We start from the raw sequence: 17,514 nt of genomic DNA on the forward strand, positions 1-17,514 counted from the left end.
GCCCATCCTGACGGATGGGCTTTTTGCGTTTCTGGCACAGGCCATCTCAGCGCAGCGCCATCCGGCACGGGATGGCGGCTTTGCTTTATTCGGGCGACGGCGAGGAATTCCCCTTCAGCCAGTCCAAAACAAAGGTGGCGATCTGCGGTATATCATTTATATCCAGAACGGGTACGCTCACGTCAAGCGGCACATCACTGGCAATCGCAATGACATGCTCGTCTACAGCCAGTTCATCCATCCCGTGGCCGCATTCCTGGCGGAATAATAGGATCTTCGCCACTGTTTCATGCTTGAACCCTTCTACCAGCACCAGGTCCAGCTTAGAAGCATCCATCTGATTTGCCAGATACGCTAAATCCAACTCTGCTTCTTCCGGCGTTTCAGTCATCAGAGCCCAACGCTGCTGGCTGGCGACCAGGGTTTGCATGGCTCCTGCTTTACGCAGTTCATAACTGTCTTTACCTGGCTTATCCACGTCCATATTATGATGGGTGTGCTTGATCAAACCCGGACGGACGCCGCTGGCGCAAAGCGCTGGAATCAGCTTTTTTAACAGCGTGGTTTTTCCGGTTCCACTCCATGCAGCTATCGCCAGTAAAGGGATTATGGTTTGTCCTGCCATCTGGCAAGTTCCTCAAGTGTATTCACGTTTACGAAAGCTTCTTTGCAATCGCTGAAATCAACGGCATGTCCGCCTGCCTGGCGCATAAAAACCATTACCCGGCGCTCACCAGAGCACAAATACTGCTGCAAAAATGGCTGAACCGAGCGGTTTACCAGCGCGATGGTAGGATGATCCCGCTCGCCATCGTGAACCCATACCACTGGCGCATTGTGTCGCTGATGTCGCAAGCGGGCGACCAAATCATCAGGAATAAACGGCGTGTCGCACGGGCAAAACAGAAACCAGTCGCCTTCCGCCTGCTGAAAAACGGAAAGCATACCGGCGAGCGGACCAGGGTAATCCTCCAGTGAATCGGTGATAACCTTCAGCCCACCGGCGCGATAGCGATCAAGATGGCGGTTTGCGTTCACCATCACACTATCCAGTTGCGATAAGAGCGTATCGGCAACGTGTTTCCACAGCGGCTTCCCTTGCAGTTCAAGTAACCCCTTATCTGTTCCGCCCATTCGCCTGGCTTTTCCGCCCGCCAGCACAACCCCTGTTATTGCACTATCCTCATTCACTGATATCGCCTCTTTTATTGTGGGATTGACCCTGCTAACGTGTCTGTCTCAAGAGTAAGGAGCACTACCATGAAATGTAAACGTCTGAATGAAGTTATTGAACTCCTCCAGCCTGCCTGGCAAAAGGAGCCAGACCTGAACCTGCTGCAATTTTTGCAGAAACTGGCCAAAGAGTCAGGTTTTGACGGCGAGCTGGCGGATTTAACTGACGACATTCTGATCTATCACCTGAAAATGCGCGACTCTGCGAAAGACGCCGTTATTCCCGGGATTCAGAAAGACTACGAGGAAGATTTCAAAACGGCGCTGCTGCGCGCACGCGGCGTAATTAAAGAGTAAAAGCTTGTAAGCGGCGCAACCGAAACCGTCACGAAATGATATCCTGAATCATTCAAAGCATTTTCCGGATGATGGGATGAACGATAACGCTTTTACTTTCCAGACATTACACCCGGATACCATCATGGATGCGCTGTTTGAACAGGGGATCCGGGTGGATTCCGGACTGACCCCGCTGAACAGCTACGAAAACCGCGTCTATCAGTTTCAGGATGAAGATCGCCAGCGTTTTGTTGTGAAATTCTATCGCCCTGAGCGCTGGTCCGTTGGACAGATCCTGGAAGAGCATCATTTTGCGCAGGAACTGGTGAATGATGATGTCCCGGTGGCCGCACCGCTGGCCTTTGATGGCCAGACGCTGTTGCATCATCAGGGATTCCACTTCGCCATCTTCCCGAGCGTAGGCGGCCGACAGTTTGAAGCGGATAATATCGATCAGATGGAGTCAGTTGGCCGCTATCTTGGGCGTATGCACCGTACCGGACGTCGTCAGCCTTTTACGTTCCGCCCCACCATCGGTCTGGAAGAATACCTCACTGAACCGCGCAAACTGTTTGAGCATGCCGTACTTATTCCCTCCGGACAGAAAGCGGCCTTCCTGAAAGCGACCGATGCGCTGATCGCAGCGGTGACGGATCGCTGGCATACATCGTTTGACATTCTGCGACTGCATGGCGACTGTCATGCCGGGAACATTCTCTGGCGCGATGGGCCTCTGTTTGTGGATTTAGATGATTCCCGTAATGGTCCGGCTATACAGGATCTCTGGATGCTTCTGAATGGAGACAAAGCGGAACAGCGCATGCAGCTGGAAGCGATTATCGAAGCGTATGAAGAATTTAGTGAATTTAATCCGGCTGAAATCGGGCTAATAGAGCCTTTACGCGCGATGCGTTTAGTTTATTATCTGGCCTGGCTGATGCGTCGTTGGGACGATCCTGCCTTTCCTAAGAATTTCCCGTGGTTAACTGGGGAAGATTACTGGCAGCGTCAGACCGCGACGTTCATCGAGCAGACTAAAATCCTGCACGAACCCCCATTACAATTAACACCTATGTATTAATCGGAGACGCAATCATGAAAAAGATTTGGCTGGCGCTGGCTGGTATGGTTTTAGCTTTTAGCGCATCGGCAGCGCAATTCCAGGATGGCAAGCAGTACTCCACACTGGAAAAGCCCGTTGCCGGTGAACCGCAGGTGCTGGAATTCTTCTCTTTTTATTGCCCACACTGCTACCAGTTCGAAGAAGTGCTTCATGTTTCTGATAACGTGAAGAAAAAACTGCCGGAAGGCGTCAAAATGACCAAATACCACGTCGAATTCCTCGGCCCGTTGGGTAAAGATCTGACCCAGGCGTGGGCCGTAGCGATGGCGCTGGGTGTGGAAGATAAAGTAACCGTGCCGATGTTCGAAGCGGTACAGAAAAACCAGACAGTACAAAGCGTAGCGGATATTCGTAAAGTGTTCGTTGATGCTGGCGTTAAGGGTGAAGACTACGACGCGGCGTGGAACAGCTTTGTGGTGAAATCACTGGTCGCACAGCAGGAAAAAGCGGCGGCCGACCTGGAACTGAGTGGCGTTCCGGCGATGTTTGTTAACGGCAAATATCAGGTGAATCCGCAGGGGATGGACACCAGCAGCATGGATATCTTTGTACAGCAGTACGCAGATACCGTGAAATATCTGGTCAGCAAAAAATAATAATAAAGCCGGTCACTGACCGGCTTTATTATTTTCAGCTTTTATTGCCTCTATTTGGGCGTCTTTTTCACTCCACAGCGTATTCAGCCAGCGCTGGAAATGGCGCTTAAAGTCTTTATCGTTAACGTAGTCCCCGTGCAGTTGCCGGGTAACGGGCTGCATATCCACGCGAACCACAATGCGCGTCAGCTTACCTCTCAACATGTCGTAGAAGGGCGTCTGGTCATTGTCCGGGTAGCACAATGTGACATTAAGCAATTTGTCGAACTGGGCGCCCAGCACGTTTAGCGCCATTGCGATCCCCGCGGCTTTAGGCGCCAGCAGATTCTTATACGGTGAACGGGTTTGCTGGCGCTTTTCTTCAGTAAAGCGGGAACCTTCGACAAAATTTACGATGGTTGTCGGATGCGCACGAAATTTCTCGCACGAGCGGCGGGTCGTTTCCACGTCTTTACCGCGCCGCTCCGGGTGGCGCAGCAAATAAGCGCGCGAATAGCGCTTCATAAACGGCATATCCAGTGCCCAGCAGGCGAGGCCAATAAAAGGTACCCATGCTAACTGCTGCTTGAGAAAGTACTTATTCATGGGAATGTGTTTACGAAAGAGTACGCAAAGTACCACGATATCTGCCCAGCTATGGTGATTACAAACCAGCAGATACCAGTTTTTCTTGCTCAGCCCTTCCAGACCTTCCACATCCCATTTCAGCCAGGGATTTAGATGTAGCAGCAGCGCCAGCCCTTCGCACCAGCAGTACATCATAAAATTACAAAACAGGGAGACCCTGCGCCAAACGCTGGGGACGGGGAGCAGAAGCTTTACGATCCCGGCAACGATGATCGGCACAGAGCAGATAATAGTGACTAAAATGGTCAGTACGATGCTCAGCAATAACGTCAGCGAAGCGAGCAATCTCGTCATCAATAATGTATTCAAAGGATTAGCCATAAACAGTGCGCTTAAATGCGCAAGGTGGCTGATTTTATCAGAAAACGATCCAAATGACGGTTCTTCGCTGATTCAAAAAAGACGGCTTATCTATCCACATTTCATATTTCACTGAAAAGGTGAGGAAAATTCCTGGTTAAATTTATAACTTATTGAAAATAATATGTAAAATGAGTTATCGCAAAAATATGCATTTGAAATTAAATCGAAGAAAACTAATTATGCACAAAGTTATCCACAGATAATGTTGCGAGCGATCCCGAAGATCGACAAAAGAATTCCTACAAATGCGGCGAAAAACTGATGTTTTCATCCCGTCTGTGGCATCCTTTACCCATAATCTGATAAACAGGCACGGACATTATGGTTCAGATCCCAGAAAACCCACTTATCCTTGTAGATGGCTCCTCTTATCTTTATCGCGCATACCATGCGTTCCCGCCGCTGACCAACAGCGCGGGGGAGCCGACAGGCGCGATGTATGGCGTCCTCAACATGCTGCGCAGCCTGATCATGCAGTATCAGCCAACGCATGCCGCAGTGGTGTTTGATGCTAAAGGCAAAACCTTCCGTGACGAGTTATTCGAGCATTACAAATCGCATCGCCCACCGATGCCGGATGACCTGCGTGCGCAAATCGAGCCGCTGCACGCGATGGTGAAAGCGATGGGCCTGCCATTATTGGCTGTATCGGGCGTGGAAGCGGACGATGTGATCGGCACCCTCGCGCGCGAGGCCGAGAAGGTGGGCCGTCCGGTGCTGATCAGCACCGGTGATAAAGATATGGCGCAGCTGGTTACGCCCAATATTACGCTGATCAACACCATGACCAACACGATTCTGGGCCCGGAGGAAGTGGTCAATAAATATGGCGTACCGCCAGAGCTTATCATCGACTTTCTGGCGCTGATGGGCGATTCCTCGGACAACATTCCGGGCGTACCGGGGGTCGGCGAGAAGACCGCCCAGGCGCTGCTCCAGGGGCTGGGAGGACTTGATACTCTCTATGCCGAGCCGGAGAAAATCGCTGGACTGACCTTCCGCGGGGCGAAAACGATGGCGGGTAAACTTGAGCAAAATAAAGAAGTTGCTTATCTCTCTTACCAGCTGGCAACCATTAAAACCGACGTCGAACTGGAACTGACCTGTGAACAACTGGCTGTACAGCAGCCGATTGCCGATGAGCTGCTGGGCCTGTTCCGCAAATACGAGTTCAAACGCTGGACCGCCGATGTCGAGGCTGGAAAATGGCTGCAAGCGAAGGGCGCGAAGCCTGCGGCTAAACCGCAAGAGACGATTGTGATTGATGAAGCCGCTGACGTGCCTGCCGCCGCGCTCTCTTATGACAACTACGTCACCATCCTTGATGAAGCGACGCTGAAAACGTGGATCGCGAAGTTGAAAAAAGCGCCAGTGTTCGCTTTTGATACTGAAACGGACAGCCTTGATAACCTCACCGCCAACCTGGTGGGACTGTCGTTTGCTATTGAACCCGGCGTGGCGGCGTATGTTCCGGTTGCGCATGATTATCTGGATGCGCCGGATCAGATCGCCCGTGACCGCGCGCTGGAACTGCTCAAGCCGCTGCTGGAAGACGAAAATGTCCGCAAGGTTGGGCAAAACCTGAAATACGATCGCGGCATTCTGGCGAACTATGGCATCGAACTGCGCGGCATTGCCTTTGATACCATGCTGGAGTCCTACATCTTGAACAGCGTGGCCGGACGTCACGATATGGACAGTCTCTCCGATCGCTGGCTGAAACACAAAACCATCACCTTCGAAGAGATTGCTGGCAAAGGCAAAAATCAGCTGACCTTTAACCAGATTGCCCTGGAAGAGGCGGGGCGCTACGCGGCAGAAGATGCGGACGTCACGTTACAACTGCATCTGAAAATGTGGCCAGAACTTCAGCAGCATAAAGGACCGCTGAACGTTTTTGAAAACATCGAAATGCCGCTGGTGCCGGTGCTTTCCCGCGTTGAGCGCAACGGTGTGATGATCGACCCGGCGGTCCTGCATAAGCATTCAGAAGAGATTACGCTGCGTCTGGCGGAGCTGGAGCAGAAAGCGCACGACATCGCAGGAGAAGCGTTTAATCTTTCTTCAACCAAACAACTGCAAACCATCCTGTTTGAAAAACAGGGGATCAAGCCGTTGAAGAAAACCCCAGGAGGCGCGCCGTCAACGTCGGAAGAGGTGCTGGAAGAGCTGGCGCTGGATTACCCACTGCCGAAGGTGATACTGGAGTATCGTGGCCTGGCGAAGCTGAAATCGACCTACACTGACAAACTGCCGTTAATGATTAACCCGAAAACCGGGCGCGTACATACGTCGTATCATCAGGCCGTCACCGCAACCGGGCGTTTATCGTCCACCGACCCGAACCTGCAAAATATTCCGGTACGTAACGAAGAAGGACGTCGTATTCGTCAGGCGTTCATCCCGCCGAAGGACTACGTTATTGTGTCTGCCGACTATTCGCAGATTGAACTGCGCATTATGGCGCATCTGTCGCGTGACAAAGGGCTGCTGACCGCGTTTGCAGAAGGCAAAGATATCCACCGCGCCACCGCGGCGGAAGTGTTTGGCCTGCCGCTGGACACCGTGACGAATGAACAGCGTCGCAGCGCGAAAGCGATCAACTTTGGCCTGATCTACGGCATGAGCGCCTTTGGTCTGGCGCGCCAGCTCAACATTCCGCGCAAGGAAGCGCAGAAGTATATGGATCTCTACTTCGAGCGTTATCCTGGCGTTCTGGAGTATATGGAGCGTACGCGTGCCCAGGCGAAAGAGCAGGGCTACGTTGAAACGCTGGAGGGCCGCCGTCTCTATCTGCCGGATATTAAGTCCAGCAACGGCGCGCGCCGCGCAGGTGCTGAGCGTGCGGCGATCAACGCCCCGATGCAGGGCACCGCCGCCGATATCATCAAGCGTGCGATGATTGCCGTTGATGCCTGGCTGGAAAGCGAGCAGCCGCGCGTTCGCATGATCATGCAGGTGCACGATGAACTGGTGTTCGAAGTGCATAAAGACGACCTGGATGCCGTGTCGAAGCAGATCCACCAATTGATGGAAAACTGTACGCGCATTGACGTACCGTTGCTGGTGGAAGTCGGTAGCGGTGAAAACTGGGATCAGGCGCACTAAGAGGACGCGGAATAACTCACCTTTTTCGTAAGTAAGCAACATAAGCGGAAGCATTTTGTGATGAGCATTGGAATTCCTTATGTAAAGAATGAAAAAAAATTACAAAAAGTGCTTTCTGAGCTGCTTAAAAAAGAGTAAAGTTATTCGCGTAGGGTACAGAGGTAAGATGTTCTATCTTTCAGACCTTTTACTTCACGTAATCGGATTTGGCTGAATATTTTAGCCGCCCCAGTCAGTTTCTGACTGGGGCGTTTTTTATTGCGTTCTTTCTGCTGTAAAGATGAGTCCGTAGGCCGGATAAGGCATTCACGCCGCTATCCGGCATGACGAAACTTACGCTTCGTCCTGTACGTCTTCTACCGGCGCCAAATCGCTAAACCAACTGTCCAGTTTCTGCCGCAACTTATCCACGCCCTGTTTCTTCAGCGACGAAAACGCTTCAACCTGTACATCGCCATTAAAAGCCAGCACTGCTTCGCGTACTTTATTTAACTGTGCCTTACGCGCGCCGCTTGCCAGTTTGTCCGCTTTGGTCAGCAGAACCAGTACCTGGATATTGCTTTCAACCGCCCATTGAATCATTTGCTGATCGAGATCTTTCAGCGGATGGCGAATGTCCATTAGCACAACCAGACCCTGCAGGCTCTGACGTTTTTCAAGATACTCACCCAGCGCGCGCTGCCATTTACGCTTCATTTCCTCTGGTACTTCGGCGTAGCCATAGCCAGGCAGGTCAACGAGGCGTTTGCCGTCGACCACTTCAAACAGGTTAATAAGCTGGGTACGGCCAGGCGTTTTTGAGGTCCGCGCCAGGCTTTTTTGATTGGTCAGCGTATTCAGCGCACTGGATTTGCCTGCGTTAGAACGGCCAGCAAAAGCCACTTCAATTCCGGTGTCGGAAGGCAAATGGCGAATATCAGGCGCACTCATCACAAAATGCGTCTGTTGATAATTCAAGTTAATCAAAGCGGTCGTCTCCGTCAGTCAAAGCTTTGCGGCGATTATACCTGAACGGCAGCAAAAGACGGATTTTTCGGCGCACGACGTCTGTAAGCAAAAACCCTGTGCTTTGTGAGACATTGCCGACAATTCTTATACGAAATTTAGGCATAATTGCAGGGCTGAAAATCAATTAAATTAACTAAATCAATCTATTAACGTTGTGTAATAATCTGAAAATGTCTGTATTACACGCCCGATGGCTTGTCTGTTTTCGTCAAAAGAGTAGAGTATTACTTATAGCGAGGACGCTGGAAGGATAAACGACTCAGGATGAGGGTCAGGAGCGCCAGGAGGCGAAGACACAGGATTGTCAGGAAGACAGACGTCCGGAGACGTTGAGATTACGGAAATGGAAAAGACACGGAACGTTCCAGGCTGAAGGAAAAACAGGGTGCGTTGAGAGCCGACACGGAATGTAGAACCCGTTAAGGGTTGTGAGTCAGGTTAAAAGGCGACAGAGCAATCTGTCGCCTTTTTTCTTTATTTCTGCTAGATTCCGGCGCAAATGTATACTGAATAAAACAGCCAAAGACGAATCACTATGAAATCCACATCTACACCACGCGGCAAAGGGCCTGCAAAGGCGCGCCGTAAAACCCGCGAAGAGCTGAATCAGGAAGCTCGCGACCGCAAGCGCCAGAAAAAACACCGTGGTCACGCGGCGGGTAGTCGTGCGACGGGTGGCGACGCGGCGACGGGCGCAAAAAACCAGAAAAAAGCAAAAGATCCACGTATTGGCAGTAAAACCCCCATTCCATTGGGCGTGACGGAAAAAGTCACCAAACAGCACAAACCGAAGAGCGAGAAACCTATGCTTTCACCGCAGGCTGAGTTGGATTTACTGGAAACGGATGAGCGCCTGGATGCGCTGTTAGAACGTCTGGAAGCTGGCGAAACCCTGAGCGCCGAAGATCAGAGCTGGGTGGATGCCAAACTGGATCGCATCGACGAACTGATGCAGAAGCTGGGCCTCTCCTACGATGATGACGAAGAAGAGGAAGAAGACGAGCAGCAGGAAGATATGATGCGCCTGCTTCGCGGGGGTAACTGACGGTTTACACCGTGGGCCTTCCCGTCCTGCTTATAACCCTTCCGGTTATATGTTATCTGGTGTGGTTATTCGTTAAACTACAACGGTTGTCGCGGCGACAAAAGTGGCTGCGCAACCGGCTTATCACTCGCAGTGGAGTGAGGCCGGTACGCCGTACCCGCCAGAGACGCCATCGGAAGGAGTGAGCATGTCTGAACAACAAATAGACTGGGATCTGGCCCTGATCCAGAAATATAACTATTCCGGGCCACGATATACCTCGTACCCGACCGCGCTCGAGTTTTCTGAAGCGTTTGATGAGCAGGCATTCTTGCAGGCCGTTGCGCGTTATCCTGAGCGTCCGCTCTCGCTGTACGTCCACATTCCGTTTTGCCACAAACTCTGTTACTTCTGCGGTTGCAATAAGATTGTCACCCGCCAGCAGCACAAAGCCGATCAGTATCTGGATGCCCTGGAACAGGAAATTCTGCACCGCGCGCCCTTGTTTGCTGGTCGGCAGGTTAGCCAGCTGCACTGGGGCGGCGGTACGCCAACCTATCTGAATAAAGCGCAAATCAGCCGCTTAATGACTCTGCTGCGCGATAATTTCCATTTCAACGCCGATGCGGAAATCTCGATCGAAGTTGATCCGCGCGAAATTGAACTGGATGTGCTCGATCATTTACGTGCGGAAGGCTTTAACCGTCTGAGCATGGGGGTGCAGGACTTCAATAAAGAGGTGCAGCGTCTGGTCAACCGCGAACAGGACGAAGAGTTTATCTTTGCGCTGCTTCACCATGCCCGTGAAATCGGTTTTACCTCCACCAATATTGACCTGATTTATGGTTTGCCGAAACAAACGCCGGAAAGCTTCGCTTTTACTCTGAAGCGGGTGGCGGAACTGAATCCGGATCGGCTGAGCGTCTTTAACTACGCGCATCTGCCGACGCTGTTTGCCGCCCAGCGTAAGATTAAAGACGCGGATCTGCCGAGTGCTCAGCAGAAGCTGGATATTCTCCAGCAGACCATCGCCTCGCTGACAGAGAGCGGCTATCAGTTCATTGGCATGGATCACTTTGCCCGTCCGGACGATGAGCTGGCGATTGCCCAGCGTGAAGGCGTTTTGCATCGTAATTTCCAGGGCTACACCACCCAGGGCGATACTGACCTGTTGGGGATGGGCGTTTCCGCCATCAGTATGATTGGTGACTGCTATGCGCAGAACCAGAAAGAGCTTAAGCACTATTATCAGCACGTGGATGAACAGGGAAATGCGCTGTGGCGCGGCATAGCCCTGACGCGTGACGACTGTATTCGTCGTGATGTCATCAAGTCGCTGATTTGCAATTTCCGTCTCGACTATTCTGCCGTTGAACAGCAATGGGATCTCAATGTCGCCGACTACTTCGCGGAAGATCTGAAACTGCTGGCGCCGTTGGCGAAAGATGGGCTGGTGGATGTGAATGCGAAAGGGATTCAGGTGACAGCGAAAGGCCGTTTGCTGATTCGCAACATTTGCATGTGCTTCGATGCTTATCTACGTCAGAAAGCGCGGATGCAGCAATTCTCGCGGGTGATTTAAGCCGAACAGTAAAGAGTTGGCCGGATAAGCGTAAGCGTTATCCGGCACTCCGTTAGCTGAACAGCCCAACCAGCGCCGCGCACAGTACTGCGGCGACCGCAGTTTGTGGCGTATGGCTGTCGACCGCTCCGCTTGATAGCAGATTTATAATCGATTCCAGCATAATATGTCCCCCGTTTGCCGGGCACGATCATACTCAACTCATCGGAACAGTAAAGCGCAAAATAACGGCAATTTGCGCTCAATTATTAATCTTTACACGCGCGCGCCGACGCCTACTCCATTCCCAGCTCTTTTAACTTCCGCGTCAGGGTATTTCGACCCCAGCCGAGCAGTCGCGCGGCTTCCTGCTTATGCCCCTGGGTGTGGCGTAACGCTGTTGTCAACAGGGTGCGCTCCATTTCCGGCTGCGCTTCAGACAGCAGGTTTTGATGACCGGAACGCAGCGCCCGATCCGCCCACTGCGCCAGCAGGGTCGCCCAACTGTCTGGCTGCATGTGGGAAGGGCTGTCCGGCACTGTCGCTTCAAACAGCTCGCCTGGCAGGTCCTGGATCAACACCTCCTGACCGGCCGCCATCACCGTTAACCAACGGCAGGTATTTTCCAGTTGTCGAACGTTGCCCGGCCACGCCAGACGCGTCAGCGCGGCTTCGGTTTCCGGGTGCAGCAGTTTAGCTTCAACGCCAAGTTCACGCGCCGCGACCTGAAGGAAGTGGCGGGCGAGTCGTGGAATGTCCTCCCGCCGTTCGCGCAGCGGCGGCAAATGAACGCGTATCACGTTCAAACGGTGGAACAGGTCTTCACGAAATTTGCCTTCCTGTACCCGCTGTTCGAGGTTCTGGTGCGTGGCGGCGATAATTCGCACATCCACCTTCACCGGCGCATAGCCGCCTACGCGGTAAAACTGACCGTCAGCCAGCACGCGCAGCAAGCGTGTCTGCACATCCAGCGGCATATCGCCGATCTCATCAAGAAATAGCGTACCGCCATCGGCCTGCTCAAAGCGACCCTGACGAATGGTGTTCGCGCCGGTGAACGCCCCTTTTTCATGACCAAACAGCTCGGATTCAATCAGGTCCTTTGGGATCGCCGCCATGTTCAGCGCGATAAACGGCGCTTTCGCCCGTGGGCTATGGCGATGCAGCGCGTGGGCGACCAGTTCTTTACCGGTCCCGGACTCACCATTAATCAGCACGCTGATAGAAGAACGGGACAGCCGCCCGATAATGCGGAACACGTCCTGCATGGCGGGCGCTTCGCCGATGATATCTGTGGTGGGGCCGTTGATCTGAATATTGCGCGGCTGCTGCTGTTCCTGATAATGGCTGATGGCGCGCTCAACCAGCGCGACGGCCTCGTCGATATCAAACGGTTTTGGCAGGTAATCAAACGCGCCCTGCTGATAGGCGCTGACGGCGGCATCCAGATCAGAATGCGCGGTCATTATGATGACCGGAAGCATTGGATGGCGCTGCTTGATCTGCTTTAACAACGCCAGCCCGTCCATGCCAGGCATCCGAATGTCGGACAACAATACGTCCGGCGTTTTACTCGCCAGTGCGTTCAGTACATCGTTACCGTTTTCAAATGTGGTGCAACTCAGACCCGCCCCAGCGAGAGCACGTTCAAGCACCCAACGGATGGAACTATCGTCATCGACTACCCAGACTATTCCTCGTTGCATAAACGTCACCTTATTTCCTGATAGGCAGATAAACCGAAAACTCGGTGTGCCCTGGCCAACTGGTAAATTCAATTTTGCCGGAATGTTGATCGATCAAATTGCGGGCGATGGATAAGCCCAGCCCGGTGCCGCCTTCGCGACCGCTGACCATCGGATAAAACAACGTGTCCTGTAAATGGGAAGGGATCCCCGGCCCGTTGTCTTCCACGTCAATACGCGCCGCAAGACGGTAGCGCTCCCCGTGCAGCGTAAGCTGGAAGGCGGTACGGGTGCGCAGCACGATCTCCCCGCCCTCCGGTCCCAGCGCCTGTAATGCGTTGCGAACAATATTCAACAGCACCTGTTCGATCTGCTCCGGGTCGTGCGGCAACTCCGGCAGGCTGGGGTCGTAATCGCGGATCAACGTGACGTTATCCGGTAGCTCCATCGACACCAGCGCTACCACACGCTCCGCCACCTTATGAATACTCTCCGTGACATGGGTGCCTGGCATCTGTGGACCTAACAACCGGTCGACCAGGTTACGCAGCCTGTCGGCCTGCTCAATGATCACTTTGGTGTATTCCAACAGCGCCGGGTCAGGCAGGGCTTTACTCAACAGTTGCGCCGCGCCGCGTAAGCCGCCGAGCGGGTTTTTTATCTCATGGGCCAGCCCACGTACCAGATCGCGTGCGGCGACCTGCTGAGCGTGCTGAAGCTGCTCCTGGCTCAGACGGCGCTGATTATCCATCGGGGCCATCTCCAGTAAAATCTGGCCGTCCGGCATACGCTGCGCGGTGACGGAAAGAATATGCGAACGCCCGTCAATCACCAGCGTCACTTCGTTATCCGTAAAACCTTGTCCCGCCTCTAAACTCTCGCGCATGAGTTCAAGATTTAAGGAGAAGTAGCTCAGGAGTTCAGGAAGCGGCGTACCAAACAGTTTGCGTGAGCTTTGAGCGAGCAATTGTTGAGCAGCCGGGTTGGCGTAGTGTACCGCCAGCTCATCGTCGACCAGCAAGATGCTGTTGATAAGCGAATTGAGGATCTGCCCAGCATCGGGCGGCGTGCCTGTTGCCATACAGCAGTCTCCTGACAGTCTGCACCATTTTGGTGCATTATAGCTTTTACGCAGAAAAAGCGCGAAGGATCAGGTTGTTGGCGGAGAAAAAAGCCCATCAGATGATGGGCTACAGATTGCTGACAACCTTCACGCCGAATGGCGGCGATGAGGGTCGACATCAGTCTTAAACCTGCCGGAGCAGGCAAAAGTTTCCACGGCAACTTAAAACGATTAAACGCTGTAATACAGCTCAAACTCTACCGGGTGCGGCGTCATGCGTACGCGGTCGTTTTCTTCGCGGCGCAGGGCGATGTAGGCATCGATAGCTTCATCGGTAAAGACGCCACCCGCTTTCAGGAACTCGCGGTCCAGATCCAGCTCGTTGAGGGCTTCTTCCAGAGAACCAGCAACCTGCGGGATCTCTTTCGCTTCTTCCGGCGGCAGGTCGTACAGGTTTTTGTCCATCGCTTCGCCTGGGTGGATCTTGTTCTTGATACCGTCAAGACCCGCCATCAGCAGAGCGGCAAAGCACAGGTACGGGTTCGCCGCCGGGTCCGGGAAGCGCACTTCGATACGACGCGCTTTCGGAGAAGCCACTACCGGGATACGGATAGATGCGGAACGGTTACGCGCGGAGTAGGCCAGCATGACTGGCGCTTCGTAGCCCGGAACCAGACGCTTGTAGGAGTTGGTGGTCGGGTTCGCCAGGGCGTTGATCGCTTTCGCGTGTTTGATCACGCCGCCGATGTAGTACAGCGCCTGCTCGGACAGACCGGCATACTTGTCGCCAGAGAACAGGTTGGTGCCGTTTTTCGACAGCGACATGTGGCAGTGCATCCCGGAACCGTTATCCCCGAACATCGGTTTTGGCATAAAGGTCGCGGTTTTACCGAAGCGGTGCGCAACGTTGTGGACCACATATTTGTAAATCTGAATTTCGTCCGCTTTTTTGGTCATGGTATTGAAGCGGGTTGCCACTTCGTTCTGACCTGCGGTTGCCACTTCATGGTGGTGCGCTTCAACGACCAGACCCATCTGCTCCATCACCAGGCACATTTCAGAACGGATATCCTGAGCGGAGTCTACTGGCGGAACCGGGAAGTAACCGCCTTTCACTGCCGGACGGTGGCCTTTGTTGCCGCCTTCATACTGGGTGGCAGAGTTCCAGGCGCCTTCGATATCGTCAATAGCGACATGGGAACCGGAGATAGAGCTGCCGAAACGGATGTCGTCAAACAGGAAGAATTCCGGTTCTGGCCCGAACAGCACCGTGTCGGCGATGCCGGTAGAACGCAGGTAGTCTTCCGCGCGCTTGGCGATAGAACGCGGATCGCGGTCATAGCCCTGCAGCGTACCCGGTTCCAGGATGTCACAACGAATGATCAAGGTAGAGTCTGCGAAGAACGGGTCGATAACCGCAGTAGAGGCGTCCGGCATCAGCACCATGTCAGATTCGTTGATACCTTTCCAGCCACCAATCGAGGAGCCGTCAAACATTTTGCCTTCTTCAAAGAATTCGGCATTCACCTGATGAGCAGGGATTGTGACGTGCTGTTCTTTACCTTTGGTATCAGTGAAGCGCAAATCGACAAACTTCACTTCGTGCTCATTCAGCATCGTCAAAACGTGTTCAGCGGACATACTTAACTCTCCAGATTGGTCATGGTCGTCGTGGTAACGAGGTGTTCAATTCTTGCATCATTTGGCCGTGTCGCCGTAAAAATGATAAAGCGAAATCTGTGCCAACTTTTAAATTGCCCCTAAAAGGCGTTATCATGCGCACCATCGTGCAAAAGGGCTGCACCATACTGCGTATGTTGCACCAAAATAGTGCTTTAATGTGAACATTAAGCACCATGTTGGTGCAATGCACAATGAATAACCCTTTTAACGCTCCGTGAAAGCGATCACAAAGAAACTCTGCAATACTTGTTTGCGGAGGATGTTTGTGATCCTGTTTTGTAGTGCGATTAATCCGTGTACAATAACGCGCTATTTCTAATGCCTGAGGCAAAGTTGTGATCGAAAATTTGCGTAACATCGCCATCATCGCGCACGTTGACCATGGTAAAACTACCCTGGTTGATAAGCTGCTGCAGCAATCCGGTACGTTCGACTCTCGTGCCGAAACTCAAGAGCGTGTGATGGACTCCAACGATTTGGAGAAAGAGCGTGGGATTACTATCCTCGCGAAAAACACCGCTATTAAATGGAATGATTACCGTATCAACATCGTTGATACCCCTGGGCACGCAGACTTCGGTGGTGAAGTTGAGCGTGTCATGTCCATGGTCGACTCCGTGCTGCTGGTGGTTGACGCATTTGACGGCCCGATGCCGCAGACGCGCTTCGTGACCAAAAAAGCCTTTGCTCATGGCCTGAAGCCTATCGTGGTTATCAACAAAGTTGACCGTCCTGGCGCGCGTCCGGACTGGGTTGTCGATCAGGTATTCGACCTGTTCGTTAACCTTGACGCGACCGACGAACAGCTGGACTTCCCGATCATTTACGCATCCGCCCTGAACGGTATCGCTGGTCTGGATCACGAAGATATGGCGGAAGACATGACTCCGCTGTACCAGGCGATCGTTGACCACGTACCTGCGCCGGACGTTGACCTTGACGGTCCGTTCCAGATGCAGATCTCCCAGCTCGACTACAACAACTACGTTGGCGTTATCGGCATTGGCCGTATCAAACGCGGCAAAGTGAAGCCGAACCAGCAGATCACTATCATTGATAGCGAAGGTAAAACCCGTAACGGTAAAGTCGGTAAAGTGCTGACTCACCTGGGTCTGGAGCGTATCGACAGCGATCTGGCGGAAGCAGGCGACATCATTGCTATCACCGGTCTGGGTGAGCTGAACATCTCTGACACCATTTGCGATCCGCAGAATGTGGAAGCGCTGCCTGCGCTGTCTGTTGACGAACCGACTGTCACCATGTTCTTCAACGTCAACACCTCGCCATTCTGTGGTAAAGAAGGTAAATACGTTACCTCTCGTCAGATCCTTGACCGCCTGAACAAAGAACTGGTACACAACGTTGCGCTGCGCGTTGAAGAAACCGAAGATGCGGACGCGTTCCGTGTATCCGGTCGCGGTGAACTGCACCTGTCCGTTCTTATCGAAAACATGCGTCGTGAAGGTTTCGAAATGGCGGTTTCCCGTCCGAAAGTTATCTTCCGTGAAATCGATGGCCGTAAACAAGAGCCGTTCGAGAACGTGACGCTGGACGTTGAAGAACAGCACCAGGGTTCCGTGATGCAGGCGCTGGGCGAGCGTAAAGGCGACCTGAAAAACATGAATCCGGATGGCAAAGGCCGCGTGCGTCTCGACTACGTGATCCCAAGCCGTGGCCTGATCGGCTTCCGTTCCGAATTCATGACCATGACGTCCGGTACCGGTCTGCTGTATTCCACCTTCAGCCACTACGACGACGTGCGTCCGGGTGAAGTGGGCCAGCGTAACAACGGCGTACTGATCTCCAACGGTCAGGGTAAGGCGGTGGCGTTTGCGCTGTTCGGTCTGCAGGATCGCGGTAAGCTGTTCCTGGGACACGGTGCGGAAGTTTATGAAGGCCAAATCATCGGTATTCACAGCCGTTCCAACGACCTGACGGTAAACTGCCTGACCGGTAAGAAATTGACCAACATGCGTGCGTCCGGTACGGACGAAGCAACGGTTCTGGTTCCGCCGGTTAAGATGACGCTTGAGCAGGCGCTGGAATTCATCGATGATGACGAACTGGTAGAAGTGACGCCACAGTCTATCCGTATTCGTAAGCGTCATCTGACGGAAAACGATCGCCGTCGCGCGATGCGTGGTCCGAAAGAAGAGTAATC

Annotated in this window: 15 protein-coding genes and 1 pseudogene; 8 read left to right on the forward strand and 8 right to left on the reverse strand. The window is 53.0% G+C overall.

Annotated elements, in window-relative coordinates:
- Positions 1–85 precede the first annotated feature (85 nt).
- Entirely contained in the window at positions 86–625 is a 540-nt protein-coding gene (mobB, locus tag APU02_RS19300; protein WP_060570964.1) for a molybdopterin-guanine dinucleotide biosynthesis protein MobB, read from the reverse strand.
- On the reverse strand, positions 607–1,191 hold the full coding sequence (mobA, locus tag APU02_RS19305; RefSeq protein WP_072197156.1) for a molybdenum cofactor guanylyltransferase MobA: 585 nt from the start codon (positions 1,189–1,191) through the stop codon (positions 607–609). Before mobA ends, mobB begins: the two co-directional genes overlap by 19 nt.
- Positions 1,192–1,260: 69 nt before the next feature.
- On the opposite strand from mobA, the gene APU02_RS19310 reads away from it, so the two are divergent.
- From APU02_RS19310 to dsbA, 3 genes are all read left to right on the forward strand, one after another.
- Positions 1,261–1,530: a YihD family protein gene (locus APU02_RS19310; protein ID WP_012133952.1), complete on the forward strand. Its 270-nt coding sequence runs from the start codon at positions 1,261–1,263 to the stop codon at positions 1,528–1,530.
- A 76-nt stretch (positions 1,531–1,606) separates the two neighbouring features.
- On the forward strand, positions 1,607–2,593 hold the full coding sequence (locus tag APU02_RS19315) for a serine/threonine protein kinase (RefSeq protein ID WP_060570966.1): 987 nt from the start codon (positions 1,607–1,609) through the stop codon (positions 2,591–2,593).
- Between the two features lie 14 nt (positions 2,594–2,607).
- The gene (dsbA, locus tag APU02_RS19320; RefSeq protein WP_042292408.1) at positions 2,608–3,231 is read left to right on the forward strand and encodes a thiol:disulfide interchange protein DsbA; all 624 of its coding nucleotides are present in this window, start codon (positions 2,608–2,610) and stop codon (positions 3,229–3,231) included.
- Positions 3,232–3,243: 12 nt separating this feature from the next.
- Here dsbA and APU02_RS19325 read toward each other — a convergent pair whose 3' ends face one another.
- The gene (locus tag APU02_RS19325) at positions 3,244–4,179 is read right to left on the reverse strand and encodes an acyltransferase (RefSeq protein ID WP_042292410.1); all 936 of its coding nucleotides are present in this window, start codon (positions 4,177–4,179) and stop codon (positions 3,244–3,246) included.
- Positions 4,180–4,542: 363 nt separating this feature from the next.
- Between APU02_RS19325 and polA the strand changes: the two genes are divergently transcribed.
- On the forward strand, positions 4,543–7,329 hold the full coding sequence (gene polA, locus APU02_RS19330) for a DNA polymerase I (RefSeq protein ID WP_060570967.1): 2,787 nt from the start codon (positions 4,543–4,545) through the stop codon (positions 7,327–7,329).
- Between the two features lie 333 nt (positions 7,330–7,662).
- Here polA and yihA read toward each other — a convergent pair whose 3' ends face one another.
- Positions 7,663–8,295 (reverse strand): ribosome biogenesis GTP-binding protein YihA/YsxC, encoded by a 633-nt coding sequence (gene yihA, locus APU02_RS19335; RefSeq protein ID WP_042292415.1) that lies wholly within the window; start codon positions 8,293–8,295, stop codon positions 7,663–7,665.
- A gap of 212 nt (positions 8,296–8,507) precedes the next feature.
- On the opposite strand from yihA, the pseudogene APU02_RS27155 reads away from it, so the two are divergent.
- From APU02_RS27155 to hemN, 3 genes and pseudogenes are all read left to right on the forward strand, one after another.
- Positions 8,508–8,760, forward strand: a pseudogene (locus APU02_RS27155) (hypothetical protein).
- 112 nt (positions 8,761–8,872) lie between these two features.
- Complete coding sequence (gene yihI, locus APU02_RS19345; protein ID WP_042292418.1) at positions 8,873–9,382, forward strand: Der GTPase-activating protein YihI; 510 nt, start codon at positions 8,873–8,875, stop codon at positions 9,380–9,382.
- Between the two features lie 187 nt (positions 9,383–9,569).
- Positions 9,570–10,943 (forward strand): oxygen-independent coproporphyrinogen III oxidase, encoded by a 1,374-nt coding sequence (gene hemN, locus APU02_RS19350; protein WP_060570968.1) that lies wholly within the window; start codon positions 9,570–9,572, stop codon positions 10,941–10,943.
- Positions 10,944–10,995: 52 nt separating this feature from the next.
- Here the strand turns inward: hemN and APU02_RS26335 are convergent, their stop codons facing one another.
- From APU02_RS26335 to glnA, 4 genes are all read right to left on the reverse strand, one after another.
- Positions 10,996–11,106 (reverse strand): YshB family small membrane protein, encoded by a 111-nt coding sequence (locus APU02_RS26335; RefSeq protein WP_090050632.1) that lies wholly within the window; start codon positions 11,104–11,106, stop codon positions 10,996–10,998.
- A gap of 112 nt (positions 11,107–11,218) precedes the next feature.
- Positions 11,219–12,628, reverse strand: coding sequence for a nitrogen regulation protein NR(I) (glnG, locus tag APU02_RS19355; protein ID WP_060571022.1), 1,410 nt, complete (start codon positions 12,626–12,628; stop codon positions 11,219–11,221).
- A 10-nt stretch (positions 12,629–12,638) separates the two neighbouring features.
- Entirely contained in the window at positions 12,639–13,688 is a 1,050-nt protein-coding gene (gene glnL / locus APU02_RS19360) for a nitrogen regulation protein NR(II) (RefSeq protein WP_042292424.1), read from the reverse strand.
- A gap of 213 nt (positions 13,689–13,901) precedes the next feature.
- Entirely contained in the window at positions 13,902–15,311 is a 1,410-nt protein-coding gene (gene glnA, locus APU02_RS19365; RefSeq protein ID WP_042292427.1) for a glutamate--ammonia ligase, read from the reverse strand.
- Positions 15,312–15,688: 377 nt separating this feature from the next.
- Here glnA and typA point away from each other — a divergent pair, with 377 nt between their 5' ends.
- A complete protein-coding gene (gene typA / locus APU02_RS19370) occupies positions 15,689–17,512 on the forward strand; it encodes a ribosome-dependent GTPase TypA (RefSeq protein WP_042292429.1) in 1,824 nt (607 codons plus the stop codon).
- The last annotated feature ends 2 nt before the right edge of the window (positions 17,513–17,514 follow it).

The sequence above is a fragment of the Citrobacter sp. 50677481 genome (assembly GCF_001463265.1).
GTDB classification, from domain to species: domain Bacteria; phylum Pseudomonadota; class Gammaproteobacteria; order Enterobacterales; family Enterobacteriaceae; genus Citrobacter_A; species Citrobacter_A sedlakii.